The sequence below is a fragment of the Nonomuraea sp. NPDC049625 genome, assembly GCF_040675285.1.
Lineage (GTDB): Bacteria > Actinomycetota > Actinomycetes > Streptosporangiales > Streptosporangiaceae > Nonomuraea > Nonomuraea angiospora_A.
The window spans coordinates 475,756-496,574 of sequence record NZ_JBFAOQ010000009.1 but is presented as its reverse complement, the minus strand read 5'-3'; the positions used below and the strand labels follow the sequence as shown (position 1 = coordinate 496,574).

The 20,819-nt window shown below is 71.2% G+C and carries 19 protein-coding genes and 1 pseudogene; 13 read left to right on the top strand and 7 right to left on the bottom strand.

What is annotated here, in order from left to right; all coding sequences use genetic code 11:
• Positions 1-2 precede the first annotated feature (2 nt).
• The 4 genes from AB0J87_RS36700 (at position 3) to AB0J87_RS36685 (ending at position 4,260) form a co-directional block, all read left to right on the top strand.
• The gene (locus AB0J87_RS36700; RefSeq protein WP_363972893.1) at positions 3-929 is read left to right on the top strand and encodes a sugar ABC transporter permease; all 927 of its coding nucleotides are present in this window, start codon (positions 3-5) and stop codon (positions 927-929) included.
• Positions 926-1,750 carry a carbohydrate ABC transporter permease gene (locus AB0J87_RS36695; RefSeq protein WP_350739560.1) on the top strand — a complete coding sequence of 275 codons (825 nt, stop codon included), beginning with the start codon at positions 926-928 and terminating at the stop codon, positions 1,748-1,750. The genes AB0J87_RS36700 and AB0J87_RS36695 overlap by 4 nt, the downstream gene beginning before the upstream one ends.
• Before the next feature lie 219 nt (positions 1,751-1,969).
• Positions 1,970-3,133 (top strand): glycoside hydrolase family 68 protein, encoded by a 1,164-nt coding sequence (locus AB0J87_RS36690; protein ID WP_363972889.1) that lies wholly within the window; start codon positions 1,970-1,972, stop codon positions 3,131-3,133.
• 53 nt (positions 3,134-3,186) lie between these two features.
• Positions 3,187-4,260: a LacI family DNA-binding transcriptional regulator gene (locus AB0J87_RS36685; protein ID WP_363972886.1), complete on the top strand. Its 1,074-nt coding sequence runs from the start codon at positions 3,187-3,189 to the stop codon at positions 4,258-4,260.
• On the opposite strand, the gene AB0J87_RS36680 is transcribed toward AB0J87_RS36685, so the two are convergent.
• Complete coding sequence (locus AB0J87_RS36680; protein WP_363972883.1) at positions 4,229-5,065, bottom strand: alpha/beta hydrolase; 837 nt, start codon at positions 5,063-5,065, stop codon at positions 4,229-4,231. The two genes, AB0J87_RS36685 and AB0J87_RS36680, sit on opposite strands and share 32 nt — an antisense overlap.
• A 70-nt stretch (positions 5,066-5,135) precedes the next feature.
• Between AB0J87_RS36680 and AB0J87_RS36675 the strand changes: the two genes are divergently transcribed.
• A complete protein-coding gene (locus AB0J87_RS36675) occupies positions 5,136-6,101 on the top strand; it encodes a DUF5937 family protein (protein WP_363972880.1) in 966 nt (321 codons plus the stop codon).
• Here the strand turns inward: AB0J87_RS36675 and AB0J87_RS36670 are convergent.
• Positions 6,074-7,255: an FAD-dependent oxidoreductase gene (locus tag AB0J87_RS36670; RefSeq protein WP_363972877.1), complete on the bottom strand. Its 1,182-nt coding sequence runs from the start codon at positions 7,253-7,255 to the stop codon at positions 6,074-6,076. The two genes, AB0J87_RS36675 and AB0J87_RS36670, sit on opposite strands and share 28 nt — an antisense overlap.
• A gap of 140 nt (positions 7,256-7,395) precedes the next feature.
• Here AB0J87_RS36670 and sigJ point away from each other — a divergent pair.
• Positions 7,396-8,304 (top strand): annotated as a pseudogene (sigJ, locus tag AB0J87_RS36665) (RNA polymerase sigma factor SigJ); the annotation flags it as partial.
• Between the two features lie 27 nt (positions 8,305-8,331).
• On the opposite strand, the gene AB0J87_RS36660 reads toward sigJ, so the two are convergent.
• Entirely contained in the window at positions 8,332-9,285 is a 954-nt protein-coding gene (locus tag AB0J87_RS36660) for a hypothetical protein (RefSeq protein WP_363972874.1), read from the bottom strand.
• A gap of 144 nt (positions 9,286-9,429) precedes the next feature.
• Here AB0J87_RS36660 and AB0J87_RS36655 point away from each other — a divergent pair, with 144 nt between their 5' ends.
• The gene (locus tag AB0J87_RS36655; RefSeq protein ID WP_363972871.1) at positions 9,430-10,344 is read left to right on the top strand and encodes an endonuclease/exonuclease/phosphatase family protein; all 915 of its coding nucleotides are present in this window, start codon (positions 9,430-9,432) and stop codon (positions 10,342-10,344) included.
• 136 nt (positions 10,345-10,480) lie between these two features.
• Here the strand turns inward: AB0J87_RS36655 and AB0J87_RS36650 are convergent, their stop codons facing one another.
• Together AB0J87_RS36650 and AB0J87_RS36645 are read right to left on the bottom strand one after the other, a co-directional pair.
• Entirely contained in the window at positions 10,481-11,086 is a 606-nt protein-coding gene (locus tag AB0J87_RS36650; RefSeq protein ID WP_363972868.1) for a histidine phosphatase family protein, read from the bottom strand.
• Positions 11,087-11,150: 64 nt separating this feature from the next.
• Positions 11,151-12,437, bottom strand: coding sequence for a PEP/pyruvate-binding domain-containing protein (locus AB0J87_RS36645; RefSeq protein WP_363972865.1), 1,287 nt, complete (start codon positions 12,435-12,437; stop codon positions 11,151-11,153).
• Between the two features lie 59 nt (positions 12,438-12,496).
• On the opposite strand from AB0J87_RS36645, the gene AB0J87_RS36640 reads away from it, so the two are divergent.
• Together AB0J87_RS36640 and AB0J87_RS36635 are read left to right on the top strand one after the other, a co-directional pair.
• Complete coding sequence (locus tag AB0J87_RS36640; protein WP_363972862.1) at positions 12,497-12,892, top strand: DNA-binding protein; 396 nt, start codon at positions 12,497-12,499, stop codon at positions 12,890-12,892.
• A complete protein-coding gene (locus AB0J87_RS36635; RefSeq protein WP_363972859.1) occupies positions 12,889-13,524 on the top strand; it encodes a transcriptional regulator in 636 nt (211 codons plus the stop codon). The genes AB0J87_RS36640 and AB0J87_RS36635 overlap by 4 nt, the downstream gene beginning before the upstream one ends.
• Before the next feature lie 272 nt (positions 13,525-13,796).
• On the opposite strand, the gene AB0J87_RS36630 is transcribed toward AB0J87_RS36635, so the two are convergent.
• The gene (locus AB0J87_RS36630; protein WP_363972856.1) at positions 13,797-14,993 is read right to left on the bottom strand and encodes an MBL fold metallo-hydrolase; all 1,197 of its coding nucleotides are present in this window, start codon (positions 14,991-14,993) and stop codon (positions 13,797-13,799) included.
• A gap of 305 nt (positions 14,994-15,298) precedes the next feature.
• Between AB0J87_RS36630 and AB0J87_RS36625 the strand changes: the two genes are divergently transcribed.
• The 4 genes from AB0J87_RS36625 (at position 15,299) to AB0J87_RS36610 (ending at position 20,065) form a co-directional block, all read left to right on the top strand.
• Entirely contained in the window at positions 15,299-15,751 is a 453-nt protein-coding gene (locus AB0J87_RS36625; protein WP_363972853.1) for a hypothetical protein, read from the top strand.
• Between the two features lie 1,902 nt (positions 15,752-17,653).
• The gene (locus AB0J87_RS36620) at positions 17,654-18,811 is read left to right on the top strand and encodes a hypothetical protein (RefSeq protein ID WP_363972850.1); all 1,158 of its coding nucleotides are present in this window, start codon (positions 17,654-17,656) and stop codon (positions 18,809-18,811) included.
• Positions 18,812-18,871: 60 nt separating this feature from the next.
• Entirely contained in the window at positions 18,872-19,735 is an 864-nt protein-coding gene (locus tag AB0J87_RS36615) for an SDR family oxidoreductase (RefSeq protein ID WP_363972847.1), read from the top strand.
• A 63-nt stretch (positions 19,736-19,798) separates the two neighbouring features.
• Positions 19,799-20,065: a hypothetical protein gene (locus AB0J87_RS36610; RefSeq protein WP_363972844.1), complete on the top strand. Its 267-nt coding sequence runs from the start codon at positions 19,799-19,801 to the stop codon at positions 20,063-20,065.
• A 7-nt stretch (positions 20,066-20,072) separates the two neighbouring features.
• Here AB0J87_RS36610 and AB0J87_RS36605 read toward each other — a convergent pair whose 3' ends face one another.
• Complete coding sequence (locus AB0J87_RS36605) at positions 20,073-20,750, bottom strand: DUF2071 domain-containing protein (RefSeq protein WP_363972941.1); 678 nt, start codon at positions 20,748-20,750, stop codon at positions 20,073-20,075.
• Positions 20,751-20,819 lie beyond the last annotated feature (69 nt).

The window sequence follows — 20,819 nt, the reverse complement described above, 5'->3', positions numbered from 1 at the left end:
TGGTGACCCGTCCTGCCGGCGCCCGATCCCCGCACCGCCGCCCGGTCGCTGCCAGGCTGCGCGACGCGCGCGGCCTGGTCGGCTGGCTGTTCGTCGCGCCGGCGTTCGCCTTCTACGCGGTCTTCGTCCTGCGTCCGATCGCCCTGACGTTCCAGTACTCGCTGTACGAGTGGGACGGCATCGGCCCGTCCACCTGGGTGGGGCTGGCCAACTTCGGGAAGGTCTTCACCGACCCGGACCTGTACGACTCGCTGATCAACGCCGTCAAGCTCATCGTCTTCTTCAGCGCGATCCCGGTCCTGCTGGGCCTGGCGATCGCCGCCACCATCCGGCGCATCGCCCAAAGCCGGCTGGCCCTCGTGGCGCGGACCGTTCTCTTCCTGCCGCAGGTCATCCCGCTGGTGGCCGCCGGCATCGCCTGGAGCTGGCTGCTGGCCTCCACCGGCGTGATCAACCAGCTGCTCTCGCTCGTCGGCCTCGGCGGGATCACCCGCGCCTGGCTGGGCGATTTCTCCACCGCGCTGCCGGCGGTCGGGATGATCGGCGCATGGGTGCTCCTCGGCCTGTGCACGCTGCTGCTCCTGGCCGGCATGAGCAAGATCGACCCGTCCCTGTACGAGGCCGCCCGGCTGGACGGCGCCGGCCCGTGGCGGGAGTTCGTCTCGATCACCGTCCCCAGCCTGCGGCAGGAGATCGCGGTCTGCGTCACCGTGACCGTGATCGCGGCCCTGGCCAGCTTCGACATCATCTACATCTCCACCCAGGGCGGCCCGGGCAACACGACCATGGTGCCCGGCCTGCAGATCTACTACCTGGCCTTCTCCGAACGCGAGGTCGGCATGGCCTCGGCCCTGGCCCTGGTGCTCATGGTCCTCGTGATCGCCTGCGCCCTTCCCATCCAGTGGTTCACCAAGGAGGGCAACCGATGATCACCTCGTGGCGGGAGTCCTGGACCGGCAGGGTGCTGCTCATCGCCATGATGGCGATCACGATCCTGCCGTTCCTCAGCCTGTTCGTCACCGCCCTGCACCCGTCAGGCACCTACCCGGCCGGGCTGGCCTGGCCGGCCGACCCGCAGTGGGGCAACTTCCTCGCCGCCTTCCGGGCCGCGAACATGGGCGAGCTGCTGAAGTCGAGCGTCCTCATCGTGCTCGGCGTGGTCCCGATCTCCATCGTCCTGGCGACGATGGCCGGCTTCGCCATCGGCCACCTGCGCGTCATCGGCGGTCGCGTGATCTTCCTGCTGTTCGTGCTCGGCCTGACCCTGCCCTTCGAGGGCATCATCACGCCGCTGTACTACCAGATCCGCGACATGGGACTGCTCAACACGCGCTGGGCGATCATCCTGCCGCTCATCGGCCTGTTCATGCCGTTCTCCGTCTTCTGGATGCGCGCGCACTTCGTCAACATGCCCGGCGAGCTGTCCGAGAGCGCGCGGATGGACGGGGCCAACGTCTGGCAGTTGTTCCGGCGCATCCACGTCCCCCTGGCCATGCCGGCGATCTCGTCCCTGGGCATCCTGCTGTTCCTGTGGACCTGGAACCAGTTCCTGCTGGCCATCGTCCTGGTCGACGACCCGACCAAGCGCACCATGTCCGGCGCGCTGGGCGCCTTCCAGGGGCAGTGGGGCACCGACATCCCGCTGCTGTGCGCCGGGTCGCTGCTGATCCTGACCCCCACGCTCGTGATCTTCCTCATCTTCCAGCGGCACTTCGTCAAGGCCCTGCTCCAGGGCTCCCTGAAGGGCTGACGGCGATGAACGCGACATCGCGACCCGCACGATGCCGGCGGCCACACCCCAGGAGACCCTCGCGGGCGCCGTGCGACCACTCGCGAATCACCGGAGCGATCGAACCGGCCCACGCCGCCCTGCTCGACCCGCAGGAGCGCAGGCGCGGATGAAAAGGAAGGTTGTCCGCATGCCCACACAAGGTCGACTGAACGCTGCGCCATATCCGACGGGAGCCGCATGAGTGTCGGCCTACCCGCGCGCTGGACGCGGCGGCACCTGGAGCTGCTCGTCGAAGCCGCCGCGACCACGGCACCCGTCTTCGACCCCGCGGCCCTGCCCCGGATCCTGCCGGACCACGACCTGTGGGACCTGTGGCCCGTCCAGGAGGAAGACGGCTCGACCTGCGTGATCGGCGGCCAGGAGCTGTGGATGGCGCTGTCGGCGCCGCTCCTCGCTCACCCCGAGGAGCGCCACGACCAGGCCCGCATCCGCCTGCTCGCCAAGGACGGCGACAGCTGGACGGACCTGGGGCACGCGTTCGCCGACGGCGCCTCGCCGGGCAGCCGGGAATGGTCGGGATCGGCGGTCCGCCGCCCCGACGACACCGTGTCGGTGTTCTACACGGCCGCCGGACGGCGCGGAGAAACGCCTCCGACGTTCCGGCAGCGCGTCGTCGAGGCCCGCCCCGCCTTGGTCGCCGACGGCCGCCGGATCCTGCTGGACCCGGGCGCCGAGCACCGTGAGCTCCTCCGCTCGGACGGCCGCATGTACCTGCCGGCCGAGGAGGTCACCGGGGCGCCGGGACGTATCAGGGCATTTCGCGATCCCGGCTGGTTCCGCGACCCGGCTGACGGGCGCGATTACCTGCTCGTCGCCACGTCCGTCGCGGAAGGCGACCCTTTCAGCGGTGCGATCGCCCTGGCCGAGACGCGGAACGGCGCCTGGTCCCTGCTGCCGCCTCTCGTCGTGGCCGAGGGCATCAACCATGAGCTGGAACGGCCGCACATCATCGTCCACCGGTCCCGGTACTACCTCTTCTTCTCCACCCAGCGCCACTCCTTCCACCCGGCCGACTCCGCGCCCACCGGGCTCTACGGCTTCGTCTCTCCCAGCCTGACGGGGCCGTACGAGCCGCTCAACGGGTCCGGGCTCGTACTCCGGAATCCCAGCGCCGAACCGGACCAGGCCTACGCCTGGCTGGTGCTGCCGGACCTCCACGTGGTCAGCTTCGCCAACTACCGATCGTCCCCGGGCGTGGATCTCCGATCCGCGCGGGCCGCGCAGGCACGAGCGGCATTCGGCGGAACCATCGCACCGATCCTCAAGCTCACCTTGAACGGGATGGCGACCTCCGTCGTCCCGGCCGAGGCAGGTGTGCGGCACAGCGCGGCCAACCCCTGAGGCGCAAGCGGACGGCCCCCTCGCCGAGGGAGCCGTCAAGTAGGCTCTGGACCATGGGAGTTACCGGTCACACGCCGCCGAACGACACTCCTCCCGGCCGGTCCGCGAGCATCTGGGACGTCGCCCGAGTGGCCGGCGTCTCCCAGCAGACCGTCTCCCGCGTCATCAACGGCAAGACCCGCGTGAGCGAGTCGACCCGGGCCAAGGTGATGCAGGTCATCGCCGAGCTCGGCTACCGCCCCAACCGGCTCGCCCGGACGCTGGCCGGTGGGCCGGCGAGCTCGGTCACCGTGCTGACCTCCGACACCGCCCTGTTCGGCGCGGCGGCCACGCTGCGCGGCATGGAGGAGGCGGCCAGGGCGGCCGGCTTCTCGGTGGGCATCAGCGTGCTGGAGCCGGGCGCGAACGGTACGGACGTCGCCCTGCGCCTCAACCGGCCCCAGGAGCCTGTCATGGTGATCGCCTACGACGACCCCGGCGAGCGGGCGCTCCGCGAGCTGCCGCCGGACGTGCCGGTGACGGCCGCCGTCGAACGTCCCGACGACGGCTCGGGCGACAACCCGTGGCAGCTCTGGCTGGACGACCGGGCCGCGGCGGCGCACGCGACGCGCCACCTGCTGAGCCTGGGGCACCAGACCGTCCACTACATGGCCATCCCGTCCTCCACCAGCGCGCTTCCGCAGCGGACCCGTGGCTGGCAGGACGCGCTGCGGGCCGCCGGCCGCCCCTTGCCCGACCCTCTGCGCGGCGGCTGGACTCCCCGCTCCGGATACCTCGCGGTGCGCTCCCTGCTGGCGGACCGCTCGGTGACCGCCATCCTGTGCGGCAACGACGACCTGGCCCTGGGCGTCATGCGGGCCGCGCGCGAGGCCGGACGGGACATCCCCGGCGATCTCAGCGTGGTCGGCTTCGACGACACGCCGGCGTCGGCCTACCTCCACCCCTCGCTCACCACCGTACGGCTCGACTTCGAGGGTCTCGGCCGCGCGTGCTTCGGCCTGCTGCTGCGCAGGCTGCAGCCGGAGGCCGCACTGTCCCTTCCGACCTGGAACGAGCCGGAGCTCATCGTGCGGGAGAGCAGCGGCCCGCCGCCGGCTACTCCAGGAACGCCGCGACGGTGGACCTGAACCGGGCGGCGTCGTCGAGCCACGGGAAGTGTCCGGCTCGGGCCTGAATGACGAGTTCGGCGTTCGGGAACAGCCCGGCGAACTCGGCCATGGCCGGAGGAGGCGCTCCCAGATCGACCTCTCCGGCGAGCAACAGTACGGGCGATGCGAACCGGGCCAGCGCGGCGCGGGTGGCGTCCGGGTCGAAGGCGCCTTCGGCACCGAAGGCCGTCATGACCTCCGGGTCCTGCCGCTCCGCATCAGCCGCGTGATGGGCCTGCGCCACCCCGTCCCACCGGCCATAGGAGAACGGCGCGACGGCCTGCCAACTGTCGTTCGTGGCCCGGCCCGCCACGATCGCCTCCAGGGCCGCGAACGCCTCGGGGAACCACGGCTCGTCCCGGCGCAGCCGAGCCGTCTCGCGCCGGAGGTCACCTGAGATCGCGATGCCGACGGCGCGGACGCTCGGGGTGATCAGCGCAAGCCTGCCGACGCGCCGCGGGTGGCGGGCCGCGTACTGCGCGGCCAGATTCGCACCGGCGCAGTGCGCGAGCAGGTCCATCCGGTCCAGGCCCAGGTGCGCGCGCAGGGCCTCCACGTCGGCGACGAGCCGGTCACAGCGGTAGGACGCGGTGTCCTGGGGTTTCGCGGACCGGCCGGTGCCGCGCGGGTCCAGCATGATCAGCTGCCGGTGCGCGGACAGGCCGCCGAGGTCGCCGAGATAGGTGGCGGCCGTCGGCCCGCCGGGCAGGCAGACCACCGGCGCACCGTCCCCGGCCACGTGGTAGCTCAGCTTGGTGCCGTCGTACGAGGTGAAGAACTCCATGCCCCGCAGCCTGAGGGGTGCCGGCGGCGGTGGCTATCGTTTAGCCACAGCTACATGATGGGTGGGACGGATGGCGGTCGAGATCAGGTTCACCGCGGCGTCGGTGGCCAGGGTGCGGTTCGCCGTCTCGCCGCTGGGGGAGACGGTGCTCGCACTCCGGATCCTGCTGGGCACGGGCGGGCACGCGGTGCACCGGCCCTGGGTGCGCGGGGCACGTCCGCTGATCGCGGATGAGCGCGAGCTGCCGCTGCTGCGGGCGCTCGTCGCGGGACCCATGCCGTCGTTCCTGTTTCCGGTGCCGCAGGAGCGGCTGCCGTCGATGGCCAGGGAGCTGGAGCTGCTGCGGGCCACGGAGGAGCTCTTCTTCCGGCGCGAGTACGGAGCGGTGATGGGCATGCCGGCCGAGGAGGCCCCCGAGCCGGCAACGGTGCTGCCGCGGCTGGCGCAGGCGCTCCACCGGTGCCACGAGCTGGTGATCGCTCCGCAGTGGGGCCGGATGCAGGCGGTGCTGGAAGCCGACGTCGCCAGGCGGGCGCTCACCCTGGTGGACGGCGGGGTACAGGCGCTGTTCGCCGAGCTGCACCGGGACATCGCCTGGGACGGAGGCCAGCTGGTGGTGCACGGCCGGCGCACCTCGCATGCCGTCTACACGGTGGACACCGGTGGGCAGGGCCTGGTCCTGCTGCCCAGCGTCTTCAACTGGCCGAACGTGGGCGTCGACAAGTCGCCCGTCGCCGCCGCGTCGATCCGCTATCCGGCGGTGGGCGTCGGCCTGCTCTGGGAGCCGCCCCCGCCGGCGCTGGCGGGCCTGGCCCCGGTGCTGGGGCACACGAGGACGGCGCTGCTCGCCGCCCTGGCCGAACCCCGGACGACCGCGGCCCTGGCCGCCCGCCTGGGCATCACCCCCAGCGCCGTGTCGCAACACCTGGGCGCGCTGCGAGGGGCGGGTCTCGTCTCGACGCAGCGCAAGGGCCGAACCGCGCTTCACCTGCGCACGGAACGGGCGGATCACCTGTTGGGCAGCTCAGCCCCGTAAGGCTGCTCGGGACGCGGGCCGCCCTTCACCCAGAAGAGGGAACCCGGTCTGCGGGCCTCGCGACGGATCCTCTTCACCGCGAAGTTGCAGGTCACCTCCTTGATCGTCGCGCCCATGCGGCCGCCGACGTAGAGGTTCACCGCGGTGTCGTCCTTGCGGGCGAGCTGCCGGATGCCGGTGTGCCGGCCGAGGCTGACACACGCGCCCGAGAAGGCCAGGCTGATCACCGCCGGTTCGGTCCCGGCGATGCGGCTCAGCACGGTGTCGGCGGCCTGCGCCCCGAGCGGGCCGGCGGCGTAGCAGCTCATCCGCAGCGGCCGGCCGGACGGCGCGGCGGCGTCGCCGGTCGCCACGATGCGGTCGTCGTCGACGCTGGTCAGCGTCTCGTCGGTGAGCAGCCGGCCGAGCGCGTCGGTGCGCAGCCCGCTCGCGGCCGCCAACCGCGGCACGCCGAAACCGCCCGCCCAGATGGTCAGCGCGCTCGCGCGTACCCCACCGTCGGTGAAGACGACCGCGTCCGGGCGGACCTCGCGCACCATGCCGTCCTCGAGCACCGCGACGCGGTGCCGGGACAGCCACGTGGCCACGGCCCGGCGCGCGGGCGCGCCGAAGGACGGCGCCAGGGCCCGGCCGCACACCAGCGTGACCGCGCGTCCTTGTTCGGCCAGCTCGGCGGCCGTCTCGATGCCGGTCAACCCGCCGCCGACCACGGTGATCGGAGCATCGAGGGGCGACTCCTCCAGCCGGGCACGCAGCCGCTGCGCGGGCTCGTACTCGGCGATGTCGAACGCGAACTCGGCCGCCCCGGGCACCGAGGACGGTATCGCCCCGGTGCTGCCGATGGCGTAGATGACGTAGTCGTAGTCCAGCGCGCCGCCCGACTCCAGCCGCACTGTACGGGTGGTGGTGTCGATGCGTGCGGCGCTGTCGACGACCAACCGGATGCCGTCGCCGAGCAGCGTGCCGTAGTCCACCGTGGCCTCCCTGGTGCCGGCCACGAACTGGTGCAGCCGGACCCGTTCGACGAACTCCGGGCGGGGATTGACCACGGTGATGCCGACGTCGGCGCGTATCCGCAGATGGTTGGCCGCCAGCGTTCCGGCGTAACCGCCGCCGATGACGATGACCTTGGTGAGAGTGGGGTGCGTGGACATGGCGAGGTTTCCCTTCTCGATCTCACCGAACCGACAACACAACCCCTCGGAATGTGAGGCGACGCGCCAACCTCACAGTTCACCGCGCTGTCTTGTCGGACCGGTGAGAGCGGAACGCGACCGAGGGAGCCGGCGACACCATGACCATCCAGTCCGAGCCAGGAGGCGGCCGGCTCGACCCGGGCCTGAGCGCGATCATGAGCGAGCGGCGCCAGCTGATCAATCTGGCGTACCGGCTGCTCGGCTCCCTGGCCGATGCCGAGGACGTCGTCCAGGAGACCTACGCCCGCTGGTACGCCATGACCCGCCAGGAGCAGGACGCCATCGCGGTGCCCGGCGCCTGGTTGACCAAGGTCGCCAGCCGCGTCTGCCTCAACGTGCTCTCCTCGGCACGGGCCCGGCGCGAGACCTACGTGGGCGAATGGATCCCCGAGCCGCTACCCGAACCCACGGAGTGGATCACCGGGCGATCGGACGGCATCACCGTCGACCCGGCCGACCGCGTCACCCTCGACGAGTCGGTCAACATGGCCTTCCTGGTCGTGCTGGAGTCGATGACCCCGGCCGAGCGCGTCACGTTCATCCTGCACGACGTCTTCCGCTACTCCTTCGCCGAAGTGGCCGAGATCGTCGGCCGTACCCCGGCGGCCTGCCGCCAGCTCGCCTCCTCGGCCCGCCGCCGCATCGGCGCCTCGCAGGCTCCCGCGACGCCGGCGTCCCGGCAGGCCGGCATCGTCAGGAACTTCAAGCAGGCGTGGGAGGCCAAGGACATCAAAGCGCTCATCGACCTCCTCGACCCCGACGCCACCGCCATCGCCGACGGCGGCGGCATCGTCAGCGCCGTGCTGCGCCCGGTCCAAGGCGCGGAGCAGATCGTACGCCCGCTGGTCCATTTCACCGGCAGGCTCCGCAACCTGACGATCCTGGAGCGCACGGTCAACGGCCGGCCCGGCCTGATCGCCCTGCAGGACGGCGCCATCATGGCGGTGATGGCGTTCGACATCGCGGACGACCGGATCAAACGCATCTGGGCGGTACGCAACCCCGACAAGCTCCGGTCGTGGATGACGGGACCTTCAGGAGGGTGTTCCCGGGGACGCCCACTCGCCGGCGATCAGGGCGGCGCGCAGCCGTTCGTACGTCGGAGCCAAGCGGCGCAGGCCGGCCGCGAGCGCCACGTCGTCGCCCGACACGACCGGACCCTGCAGCCCTCCGACGATGCGGGCCTGCACCCCGGCGACGGCCGCGGCCGCGTCGAGACCGAGGGATGACAGGCAGGCGGCCAGGTCGTTGAGGCGCCGGGCGCCCACCCGTACCGCGAACGCCTGCCACAACTGCCTGATCTCGGGATCCAGCCCTTCCTCGATCAGCCGGGCGGTGCGCTCGGCGGCCTCCGCCTGCCCCAGCGTGCCGGGAGGGACCTCCACGTCCGTCCGCCCGGCCAGCCAGGCCGCCCCGGCGGGCAGCGAGCGGCGCAGCGCCTCCTCTGGGGTGACCACCTCCCGCCGGGTGAACCCGTACCGCATCCGGAACGGCCGATTCAGGTAGCGGATCAGCTCCCCGCGCCACGCCTCGGCGAAGGCGTCGGCGTGCAGCGTGGCGTACGGGTAGCCCTCCGGGTCGTGCATGAGCACGGTGTCGCCGTCCACCTCCAGCACCACCACGTAGTGGTCGGCGCCGATCGCCTTGCCCGACCCCGGCTGGAACGACAGCAGACCGAGCTCGAGCGGCCCGGCCAGCACCGGGCCGTCCTGGCACGCCCGGCGCAGCCGGTCGAGCGCCGCCGCGGCCGTTCCCCCGTCCACGCGCTGGCACTCCCAGCCGAGCAGGCCGATCGCGTCGTCGAGCCCGATCTCGGGGTCCCAGCCGAACGGGTCGAACAGCGGAAGGCGCCCGCCGATCAGCTCCATTCCGTAGGGGGAGCCCGTCAGGACCTCGATCACGGCCGGAGGCGGCGCCTCGTCACCGAGGAGCATCGCGAGGGAGTTGGAGTAGCAGTACGGCCCGGAGCCGATATAGGTGACAGACATGGCCATACCGTTCCGCCTCACACGATGTCAGGGTCAAGCCCGGCGGCCACCGGCGCGTTCGCCGAGAGCGAGATCAAGAACCGGCCGGCTCGTTGACGCATCTGTACCGTCATCACGGATCACGCAACCGCGGAAGGACTCTCGATGACGCGTTCACGCCTGTTCGGCGCCGTCATGGCGGCACTGGCGCTCACGGCCGGACTCATGGCGGCAGGCGGCGTGCCCGCGCAGGCCGCCGTCCCGGCGCGGACCATCAAGATCATGACGTGGAACGTGTGCGGCAACAACGGCGACTGCCAGTACTACGAGGACCCGGACGGGCTGATCGCGGCCGTCAGATGGCACATGCTCGGTCACGGCGCCCCCATGGACGCGGCCATCATCCAGGAGTTCTGCAGCTCCTTCGCCAAGCCGCTCGAACGCGAGCTCGAGGAGCACTACGGCAGCGGATGGGACGTGCGCTTCGCGCCCATCAAGATCAAGCGGGGCGCCGACCCGGCGGCCGCGCCCGACAAGCAGTGCGTCCGCGGCCGCGGCGACTACGGCATCGCGATCGCCGTGCCCGAGGAGAACACCTGGTACGGGATCACGTACCTGCCCTCCGTCGAGGGCACCGAATGGCGGGTGGCCATGTGCGCCACCGTCGAGTCCTGGCAGGTGAAGCTCTGCAACGCGCACTTCAGCAACGGCGGTGAGGACCCCACCGGCAGCATCCGCGCCCAGCAGGTCACGGCCTACCAGGAGTTCGTCTGGCCGTCCCGATTCCGGGTGATCTTCGGCGGGGACCTCAACAGGACACCGCCCGCAAGCGCCGCCTCCGGCGGTCTCACGCCTCTCTACGACGCGTTCGTCGAGTGCGCGCAGGCCGACCAGTCCTCCCCGCGTACCGGTCCCGGGACGTACTACACGACCACCCCGCACGACAACGACGCGACCGTGAAGCTGGACTACCTGTTCACCCAGCCGGGCATCGCGCACACCTGCGGAGTGCCGGGATCTCCGGTCGCGTCCTCCGATCACCGGCCCATGTGGATGACCGTCAACCTGCCCGCGACGTGAGCCCGGGGCTCTGACTGGGAAGCCGGGTGGGGCGCGAGCAGATAACCGAGTTCCTGTGGGCGGGGCGGGCGCCCTCCAGCAAGAGCGCGCCCGCCGAGGCCCGCGCCTCCCGTCGCTGGACCTCGCGGCGTGACCATTACGGCCGCACGCTGTCGGGGAACCCGGTCCAGCGCAGGCCGGGCGGGAGGTGGCTCATGTCGTTGAACATCACGATCGTGGGGGGCAGGCCGTCGCGGTACTCGATGACCGTCAGCGCGGTGTTGGCGCTGTTCAGCCCGAGCCACCGGGACGGCGGCGCGTCCAGCGCGTGCCGGACCAGCCACGCGATCGGGTAGGCGTGCGTCACCAGGACCTCGTGGGTGTCGGGCCGGGGCCCGTGGTCGGGGACCTTCGCGAACCGGGCGACCAGGGCCTCGGCGAGCCTGTGGCCGGAGGCCGCCTCGGCCTCGTCGTAGCCGTCGAAGAAGCCCGCCCAGGACCGGGGTGTTTCGGCCGCGCCGGGAACGTAGGGCACGTGGTCGATGAGCTCGGCGGCCTCGGTCACGGGGACGTCCGGCAGATGCCGGGCGAGTTCGTGCGCGCTCGCCGTGGCGCGCGGCAGCGGGGAGTGCCACACGGCGTCGACCGGGATGCCGGCGAGCCGTTCGCCCAGCAGGCTCGCCTGCCGGTGCCCGACGTCGGTGAGCTTCCCGAACGCGTCGGCCGCGCCGTGGCGTGCCAGGTAGAGGTGTCGCGTTGCCATGAGTGGTGAGGGCGCGGTGCCCGTACGGGCCCGTTTCCCCGTCTCCTTTCGATGAGGTGAACGGTCACGCGTTCGTGGCCGTGACGGCCCCGGTGCTGCCGTCGATGGTGACGACGGTGCCGTCGTGGAGCCTGCCCGTCGCGTCCGGGACGCCGAGGACGGCGGGGATGCCGAGCTCGCGGGCGACGATCGCGGCGTGCGAGAGCACGCCCCCGGTCTCGGTGACGACGCCTGCGGCGATGCGCAGCAGCGGCGTCCACGCCGGGTCGGTGAAGGGGCAGACGAGGATGTCGCCCGGGTGGACGCGCGCGAAGTCGCCGGGACCCCGGACGATCCTCGCGGTGCCGGTCACGGTCCCGCGGCTGCCCGGCGTTCCGGTGAGGGCGCCGGCCGGGGTGTCCGAGGTGCCGGAAGGCGGTGGGGGAGCGGCGGTGACCGGCCGTGCCTGCAGGACCCAGATGCGGCCGTCGGCGATCGCCCACTCGATGTCCTGCGGTCCACCGCGTAGGGCGGCGATCTCTTTGCCCAGCCGGGCGAGTCGCGTGGCGGTCGCGTCGTCGATCGCCGGCCGGTCCCGGGCTGGGGCGGGCACGTCGCTGACGACGAGCTGCCGGCCGCGTCGGTCAAGGCGGGTCCGTTTGTCGGCGATGGTACGGGTGACCGACCCGTCCTCGGCGACGCGGTAGGCGTCGGGGGTGACCGTGCCCCCGACGACGCTGGGGCCGAGGCCCCAGGACGCCTCGATCTCGGTCGCGCCGTACGGGTCCGCGGGGGTGAACATGACCCCGGACACCTCGGCATCCAGATGGCGCTGGACGATGACGGCCATTGCCAGATCGTCCGACGGCCGGTCGTCGCGGCGGTCGTCACGGCGGTCGTCACGGCGGTCGTCGCGGCGGTCGTCACGGCGGTCGTCGCGCCGGTTGTCGCGTCGGTAGTCGATGGCTCGTGGCGAGAAGAGCGAGGCCCAGCAGGCACGTACGGCATCGGCGACCTCGCCGGCCCCGCGCACGGCGAGGAAGCTCTCGTGCTGGCCGGCCGCCGAGGCCTGGCCGGTGTCCTCGTTCGCCGCCGACGATCTCACCGCCACGGGCGGATCGCCGAGCCCGTCGAGCGCGCGTCCCAGCGCGTCGATCACGGAGGCTTGGACCGGGCGGGCCTCGATCGCCGGCCGCATCGCGTCAGGATCGTCCGGCCCGCCGAGGTCCAGGTCGCGGACGGCGGCGAGGTAAGCGTCGTACGAGACGACGAAGCCGTCAGGAACCGGCAGACCCGCGCGGAGCAACGCGCCGAGCGCGCCTGCCTTGCCCCCGCACGTGCCGGAGACAGCCTCCACCAAGGGTACGATCACCCGTTCCACCCTTCAACGAATTATTGACAACGTTTCGTTGATTCTGCATCATAGGTCGCATGGCACGCAAGGACGACATCGCTCACACCGGGGACGCCGACCACGTCCAGGCCCGACGTGAGCAGGACGCGAGTGAGCGTCTTCTGAGCTTGGGCGCGGACGCGCTCGACGCCCGCCCGTGGCGGCCCCCGCCCGCCCCGCCGTCGGCGGTCGACCTCGTGCAGTTCGCCGTCTGGCGGCACGCCGACCTGGGCCCGGAGGACGTGCTGAGCGCGCTCGCCCTCCTGCCCGCCGCACGCGCCGAGGTCGAAGGACTCGAGTCCGGTCTGCTGTTCATGGCCCGGAGCGCGGGGCTGACCTGGGCGCAGATGGCGCACGCGATGGGGTTCAACTCGCCGCAGGCGTGCCAGCAGCACTACAACCGCCTGACGGCCCGGCAGGAGGACGGCTCGTGACGCGGGACTCCTCGCTCGGCCTCCTGGCCCTGCACTCCGTGCGCATCACCGGGTACGCGGACACCCCGGTGATCGCTCGCCGGTACGGGCTCGACGCGGCCGAGACAAAAGAGATGCTGTACGACGCCGAGGCGCGTGGCTGGGTTCAGCACACCGCCTTCGCGGGCTCCGGAGGCTGGTCATTGACGGAATCGGGCCGGGCCGAGAACGAGCGCCAGCTCGCGGCCGAGCTCGCCGGCGTCGGCGGCGCCGACGAGGTTCATGACGTCTACCGCGAGTTCCTCCCGCTGAACGCCCTCCTGCTGCGGGCCTGCACCGACTGGCAGCTCAGGCCCACCGCCGGCGATCGGCTCGCCCCCAACGACCACTCCGATTTCGCCTGGGACGCCCGGATCCTCTACGAGCTCGGCGGCATCGACCGCGCACTCGCGCCGCTCGCGGACCGGCTCGGGAGCGTCCTGACCCGGTTCCGCGGATACGACACCCGGTTCACCGCGGCCCTGGCGCGCGCCCGAGCCGGGGAGGGCGCCTGGGTCGACCGCACCGACGTCGACTCCTGCCATCGGGTCTGGTTCGAGCTCCACGAAGATCTCATCGCCACTCTCGGCATCGACCGGGGCGCGGAAGCCTGACACGCCGGCGCTCCGCGGGCCGGTGGCCGACCCTGACACGGCGGCTCGGCCACTCGCTCCGCGGGCGGGTGGCCGACTCGGACATGCAGGCTCGGCCGCTCGCTCCGCGGGCGGGTGGCCGACCCTGAGACGCGGGCTCGCCCACCTCGCTCGCGGGCGGGTGGCCGACTCGGACGCGCAGGCTCGGCCGCTCGCTCCGGGGGCGGGTGGCCGACCCTGAGACGCGGGCTCGGCCACCTCGCTCGCGGGCGGGTGGCCGAGCCGACACTCGGCTACATCCGCTTCCACGTGCCGTCGATCAACCGCTGCGCGAGCGCGCGGTGAGCGTGGCCGAAGATCTCGACGTGCCGCTGGACCCCGGACCTACCCATGATCATCGGGTTGGGCGCCGCGGGGTTCGCCTTGAGGGCGCGTAGGTGGCCGAAGATGCCGCCCTGGTAGGCGTGGGTGTTGATGAAGGTGTCCGCGCCCTCCAGACCGGCCAGGCCCTGGACGTAGTCGGCGGAGACGGCGTACTGGGCGGCGACGTCGGCGTTGTCGTTGCCGCTCCAGACCAGGAGCTTGTGGGTCTCGCCCTGGTGGACGACGGGGACGATGACGTGCATCTGCCCTTCGGTGTGGCCGGGGGCGAGGATGGCGACGGCCTCCGTGCGCCGGCCGATCCGGATGCGTCTCATCCCGACGGTGTGACCGGGAGTGGCCTCGACCGTGATGTCGATCCGGCTGGGGATGCGCGCCAGGCGGGCCCGGTACTCCTCCTCGGTGTACTCGTGGCGGTGCGCCCGCAGCTCGGCCAGGTCCTTCGCGACGGCGTCGGCATCCGGCCGCCCCATGACGAACTTGGCCCGGCGCGCGTGGTCGTCGCGGAGCAGGTTCGCGCCGCCGATGTGGTCGCCGTGGCGGTGGCCGAGGAAGACGTAGCGGATGTCCCTGGGGTCGAGGCCGGCGGCGGCGGCCTGGTCGAGGAACTGGCTCTGCATGTCCTGCGGAGTGGTGAGGGCGTCGAGCATGATCAGCCCGTCCGGGGTGCGGACGATCACCAGGCCGGTGTGGTCGGTGCCGAAATACCAGGCGTTGTCCATGAACTGCACGCCGCCGGCGGGCATCGGCTTGGAGTACTCCGAGTACAGGAAGCCCGTCGGGGAGACGAGGTCCTTGGCCGGATCGACGGGCCGGTCGACGGGCTGGCCGGTGCCCGCGTCCCTCGGGCTGCGGTAGCCGGTCTGGCACCACACCCGGTACTGCCAGCGGATGACCGGATTGTCGTCCACCTCCGCCAGGGCCCTGGCCGCTGTGTCATAGGCCTTGGCCAGCGGCAGGTCGGGAGCGAGCGGACCGCCCCAGGGCACGGTCAGCGCGACCTGGGCCGCGGCGGGGGCGGGTGGGATCAGGGTGGCGGCCAGGCCGCCGATGGCGAGCATGCCGAACGCCCGCCGGGAAGGCGTCATGGTCGGGCGGAGCTCAGGCACGGATTCATTCATCGCAGTCCTGCCTTGTCGGGGGGATGGTTATAACCTATACGTCACCGTGAAGCGGGCGGTCAACAGCCAATTTCTCTTCGACGGTGGAGGCTTGACGGGCGAGGTTATAACGGTGCACAGTGTGCGGGATCGCAAGTGAGGCCGCGTGCTGGACCGTCATGCGCCCCCGTCCGCCCGTAGCGATGCGGCCGGGCGGGGCGATATCCGGATACCGGTCGTGGTGCGGCCGGGCGGGGCGATATCTGGATACCGGTCGTGGTGCGGGGGCCGCGCACGCGAGCCTGGAAGGGGCCATGATGGCGCAACGACCTGACGGCGGTGACTGGGGCGCGCTGCTGGTGGCGGAGTCAACCGACTCATCTGGCTCGCCGGACTCGCTGGATTCGCCGGACGAGGTGCGGGACCTGTACGCCTGGTTGCGCCGGGAGCCCGAGCTGCGCGCCGCGCTCCGGCTGGTCGAGAAGCCGCCTCCCGACGGGGCGCTGGGGCCGGTGGCCGAGGCGGTGCAGGTGCTGGCCGACGCGCCGGAGGTGGTGGCGGCCGTGGCGAGCATGGTGATCGCCTGGCTGCGGTACCGCAGGACCGACGTGAAGATCACCGTGAAGCAGCGCAAGGACGGGCCCGAGGTGCAGGTGACCGCCACCGGCCTGAGGGCGCTGAGCCCGGCACAGACGCTCGCCCTGGCCCGGCAGATCGAGTCGGCGTTGCGGGACGGCCGCAAGCCTCCGGAGCTCCCGGGCAGCTGAGCCCGCCGCCGAACCACCCTGATTGCCGGCTGGACCGGAGGTCCGGTCCCTGCCGACCGCGAACGGCGGGCGCATCCCGGGGGTCCGGCCCCTGGTGGTCGCGATCGGCGGGCACACCCCGGAGCGCGGGCCCTGTCGGCCGTGAACGGCGGGCGCATCCCGGGAGCGCGGGCCCTGGTGGTCGCGAACGGCGGGCACGCCCTGGGGCCGCTCCCCGTTTCCCGTTCCCCGCTCGGCGGTCACTAGGGGCCGGGCTACCAGCCGGTCTTCAGTCCCGACGGGCGCACGCCGGCGAGCGGGGCGGGCAAGGGCACGACCGTGATGCCGTGGGATGTCGGCTTCCTGGCTGATCGCTCCCCGTTCGCGTCGATGTGCGGCGAAGCTCTCGGACGCCGATCACCGTCCTGCACATCCCAGATGCATGTGCATTTGCGAATTTCAGCAAATTGCCGGGGAGGGTTGGGGACCGGCGACGGCGCATCGTACGCTGTGCGATCACGGCGGAATGTTTGTCCGTTGGCGGCGGGGGCAAGGATCTTTCTCTCGTGCGCCATGGGTGAACGGCACGCAAAGGCCCCAGGACAAGTCGCCACTTTTGTGGACAAGAAGCCCGCGATCTTGCTAAACCGGGCATCTGGTCTCGGGTGGCGACCTAGCCTGGGGCCTGCATCACCGGTGCATCAAGTGGTTACTTGATCAGGAACCACGCCGCGGCGGCAACCGCGATGACGATGCACAGGCGGATGGTCCGGGGGGTACTGTCAACTACATCCCGGACCATCCGCGCCACCTCCCCGATCCAGGTGGAGGGTGGTGGCGGCTCGGGGCTCGCCGGCTCGGGCTCGCGGCCCGAGCCAGATGCGGGGGGCGTTTCCGGCATCGTTCTCCTTTCAACCTTTTCGTCAGACGATTTCGTCTGATAACGAGAAAAGGCCCGCTTCGGACATTCCGCCTCATTTGTGATGCATGGGACGGTATCCAGCAGCGAGCCGTGACATGTCTCCTTTCGGTTACCCCGACCGTCGCGCAGAAGTGGTGGCCGGTTGCCACCCCTTTCCAGGTCCGGGTCGCCGTTCCGGAGTCTGTCGAGTCACACCTAACCCCGCAGTCCCAACATTCGCAACCAAATCGCCACAGTCCGAAGCGTCTCACCTTGAGTGACCGTTGAGCTACCAGATGCCCGAGTTTCCCCATTGCTCGGCATCGATAGGCCCACCTGCGGAAACCGGCTTCATGCGAAGGATTCGCGGGGATCTCTCGCCCCCGGTGCGGTCAAGTCGCAGTTGCCGTGACCTTCGGCCGGTGCGGGCCAGGTCGGGGCTGCGTGCGAGGCCGGTGACGCCGGCGCGTCACAGGCCGCGCGACCGCCGTAAGGCGAGATGGGTGATGTTCACCATCCCATGCTCGACGCCCGTCACCGTCGTGACGATCAGGAAGACCGGAACAGACCGATTCGGAACGAGCTGATATCGGAAAGCCCTTTCCTATCACATGGGGCACAGGCGACCGGAAAGGGATCGTTCCGGATCGTTTCGGACCACGGCCTCTCTTGGGGCTCGCGCGCCGTTCCACATCGTTCCGGATCGTTCCGGAACACCTCTGTCGCGAGGTCGACGCCACGATAAACGCCCAGGTTAAGACCGTTCCGAGATGATCCGGTGCTTGACGGGGGAAACGCGTAGGGCATTCGGCTCTGCGCCGATACGGAAGAATCGGAGCCGCACTTCCTCCTTCAATGGCGATCAGGATTGGCGGTGCAGATCGCCCATGCGTGAAATCCCTCCGGCCGCGACGCCGGCGGCCCGTTGCGTGGCGGCGCTGGTCGCACTTCGACAAAAGGCCGGAAATCCGTCATATGGTGAGATTGTCAGACTGTCAGGGCGGCGGCTGAGCAAAACCGCCGTGCAAAACGTCCTGACCGGCGCGCGCAAGAACCCGCCCCGCTGGAGGTGGGCGGCGGAGTTCTTCACCGCGTGCCGGCGGTACGTGGAGAACACCGGCCTGGACCCCGAGGTCGTGCTCGGCAGCAAAATGGCGTGGCACCAGCACTATTCGGCCCTGCTGGAGGCACCGGAGGCACCGGAGGCACCGGAGACACCGGCGGCCCGCGATCAGCCCGAACCCGTTCCCGGCCCGGGCAGCCCTTCCCACCCCGGCCCGGGCAGCCCTTCCAGCCCCAGCCGTCCCGCCGCCGTCCCGCCTGCGCAGCCCCCGCCGAAGACCCGTGACGGCGACAGCGCCGACGGCGGCGCGGTGATGGTGTCGGTCCCGGTGTCCCCGCTGGAGAGCCTGACCGTGCCGGCACCCGGCTCCTCGCCGGACTCACTGGCCGACCTGTTCGTCGACCAGGTCATGAAGCAATGGGACGGCCGCACGCCCGACCTCGTCCCGGACAACTGGCCGGCTGCGGAGAGCCGGCCCCGCGAGCCGACCGAGACCCTCCCCGCTCGCCCGCAGCCGCTGCTGGAACTGCCGCAGCCGGTGGAGCAAGAGGCCACCTACGCGGCGCTGACCGCCATCGGCGAGAAGAAGAGCCTCACCCACGAGCGCATGCGCGACTGGTTCGGCCCTCGCGGCGCGGCGCTGTGGGAGGCCGCGGACGCGCTCTGTGTCGCGGGTCCCTGCGCCGACCGGTACGCCCGGGCCAACCTGCAGCTGGGCATCCTGCTGGTGAACCGGAACGCCCTCCATGAGGGCAATCAGCTCCTGCAGCGGGTCCGGCAGGTTCTGCCCGAGATCGCCATCGGGCCGGTTCCCTGTCACGGCGACTACTTCTTCGGCGCCATCCCGGCGGACATCTGCCGGCGAGTGGCCCGCGACTACCGCGCCGCCGGACGTACCGACAAGGCTGAGGAGTGGCTGCGATACGGCAGCGCTCTCGTCGCACCTCTGTCCATCAGTCTGGCCATCTCGGCCCGCGGGAAGCACGTCCGCCAGGCCGGAACGTTCCAGCATCACCCGCTGACCAACGCCGCGGAGATCCACCGCCTCTTCTGGCAGGCGGAGCCGCGCACCGGGGAAGGGCGCACCACCTTCCCCCTTGCCTCGTCCGGCCATTAGCACCACCCGGCGCCGGGCTCACGGACGTTAATCCCGGGCGAGTCCGGGCATGCGCGAGCCATGCCAGAACGACCGGACAGTACGCCACCCGCACAGAAACAGCCATACCCGGGACACACCGAACGCATGGAGCCCGAGCCACGTGACGAGATGCGTCACTACACCGGCAGCGGACTGCTGGAAGGCAAGCGCGCCCTGATCACCGGAGGCGATTCCGGGATCGGCCGGGCGGTGGCCGTGGCCTTCGCCAAGGAGGGCGCCGACGTCGCGATCGCGTACCTGAGCGAGCACGAGGACGCCGCGCACACGCTGAAACTGGTCGAGGCGGAGGACCGGCGATGTGTGCTGATCCCGGGCGACCTCGCCGACCGCGACCACTGCGCCTCCGTCGTCGAACGGGCGGTCTCGGACCTCGGCGGCCTGGACATCGTGGTGAACAACGTCGCCTACCAGCAGCCCGTCGAATCGCTGGAAGTGCTGTCGGAGGAGCAGTGGCAGCACACCTTCGACGTCAACATCCACAGCTACTTCCGCATCACCAAAGCGGCGCTGCCGCACCTGCGCGAGGGCTCGGCGATCATCAACACGTCATCGGTGAACGGGCTGCGCGGCAACAAGGCGCTCATCGACTACGCCACCACCAAGGGTGCGATCAACGCTTTCACCTATTCGATGGCGCAGAGCCTCGTGGAGCGCGGCATCAGGGTCAACGCGGTGGCTCCGGGCCCCGTCTGGACTCCTCTCATCCCGGCGACCATGCCGGAGGAGAAGGTGGAGCAGTTCGGCCGGCAGGTCCCGATGCGGCGGGCCGCCGACCCCGACGAGATCGCCCCGTCGTACGTGTTCTTCGCTGCCGGGCGCCTCTCGTCGTACTACACGGGCGAGGTCCTGGCCCCCATCGGCGGGGAGACCCTGCCCGGCTGAGCGGGTTACCGGGTCTGACGGAGGGCAGGCGAAGGGTGAGTCGTCGACCGAAGGAGGGCCGTCATGGTCGTCGAGCCCACCAAGAGAGAGTCCGCCAAGAGCGAGCCCATCAAGACGGAGCACGGCAGGCGGATCGCCTTGCCTGTGGTAGGTACGGTGCCCATGCCGGGGCCCCAGCACCTCGTCTTCTACGCGGTCCTGGTCTCTCTGGGGATATTGGAGATCGTGGAGTGGCCCGTCGTGGGCATCGTCGCCATCGGCCATCTGCTGGCCAGCCAGCACCGCCACCCCAGCCTGCAGCAAGTCGGAGAGGCCGCGGAAGCGGCGTAAACCGTGGTCACCAGGTCCACATCCCCACCCGTACCGGCACTCCAGGGGAGGCATGCAGGACGGGAGGCTCCTCGCGGGTGGGTAGCCCCGCGGCCTGGATCAGGTCCTGGTCCAGGCCGATGAGGTCAGAGTGGTGCAGCGGCCACGGCGGATGCTCCACCTGCGCGGTGGCTGGCCGACCCGCCACGACGGTGAACAGGCGGTAGCGGGCGGTCAGGAAGTGCGCGAGTTCGTCGCGTTCGTGTTCCGCCAGGGGCGCCCCTCGCTCCGCCTCCGCGTCGCACCGCGCGCCGGCCGGGCCGGGCCGGCGCCGGCGGCAGCGGTAGCGGGTGCGGCCGTCCCCGGTGTCCACCGACATGTCCGACCAGAAGTAGGGCAGCCCGTAGCCGCCGCGGCCACCGAGGGCCGCGAGCAGGCGTCCGGCGTCCAAGGACAGGAACCAGATCCCGGTACGGCCACGAGGGTCGCGGACGTACGTGCGCAGGTTCGTCTCGGGGAAGGTGGACAGCCACGGGAGGGCGGGCAGGCCGGGAAACCGGACGCCTCGCATGAGAAAGGGCGTGAGCCCGACCCACGCCGCCCCGTCGAAGGTCTCCACCGTGAGGCCGCCCGGCACCAGAGCCTGCACGCACGCGGGCGGATAGCGCCAGTGGATGAAGGTGATCTCCGACCAACGGTGGTACATCACCGGCCAATGGACGCGGGGCGACGGTGGAGCTCGCACCCTGGACCTCTGCCCTCGTCGTGCGGGCGG

Bases quoted from the DNA above. Each gene is read 5' to 3' on its own strand.
- AB0J87_RS36695 (WP_350739560.1), top strand. From the start codon at position 926: ATGATCACCTCGTGGCGGGAGTCCTGGACCGGCAGGGTGCTGCTCATC.
- AB0J87_RS36690 (WP_363972889.1), top strand. From the start codon at position 1,970: ATGAGTGTCGGCCTACCCGCGCGCTGGACGCGGCGGCACCTGGAGCTG.
- AB0J87_RS36685 (WP_363972886.1), top strand. From the start codon at position 3,187: ATGGGAGTTACCGGTCACACGCCGCCGAACGACACTCCTCCCGGCCGG.
- AB0J87_RS36680 (WP_363972883.1), bottom strand. From the start codon at position 5,065: ATGGAGTTCTTCACCTCGTACGACGGCACCAAGCTGAGCTACCACGTG.
- AB0J87_RS36675 (WP_363972880.1), top strand. From the start codon at position 5,136: ATGGCGGTCGAGATCAGGTTCACCGCGGCGTCGGTGGCCAGGGTGCGG.
- AB0J87_RS36670 (WP_363972877.1), bottom strand. From the start codon at position 7,255: ATGTCCACGCACCCCACTCTCACCAAGGTCATCGTCATCGGCGGCGGT.
- AB0J87_RS36660 (WP_363972874.1), bottom strand. From the start codon at position 9,285: ATGTCTGTCACCTATATCGGCTCCGGGCCGTACTGCTACTCCAACTCC.
- AB0J87_RS36655 (WP_363972871.1), top strand. From the start codon at position 9,430: ATGACGCGTTCACGCCTGTTCGGCGCCGTCATGGCGGCACTGGCGCTC.
- AB0J87_RS36650 (WP_363972868.1), bottom strand. From the start codon at position 11,086: ATGGCAACGCGACACCTCTACCTGGCACGCCACGGCGCGGCCGACGCG.
- AB0J87_RS36640 (WP_363972862.1), top strand. From the start codon at position 12,497: ATGGCACGCAAGGACGACATCGCTCACACCGGGGACGCCGACCACGTC.
- AB0J87_RS36625 (WP_363972853.1), top strand. From the start codon at position 15,299: ATGATGGCGCAACGACCTGACGGCGGTGACTGGGGCGCGCTGCTGGTG.
- AB0J87_RS36615 (WP_363972847.1), top strand. From the start codon at position 18,872: ATGCCAGAACGACCGGACAGTACGCCACCCGCACAGAAACAGCCATAC.
- AB0J87_RS36610 (WP_363972844.1), top strand. From the start codon at position 19,799: ATGGTCGTCGAGCCCACCAAGAGAGAGTCCGCCAAGAGCGAGCCCATC.
- AB0J87_RS36605 (WP_363972941.1), bottom strand. From the start codon at position 20,750: ATGTACCACCGTTGGTCGGAGATCACCTTCATCCACTGGCGCTATCCG.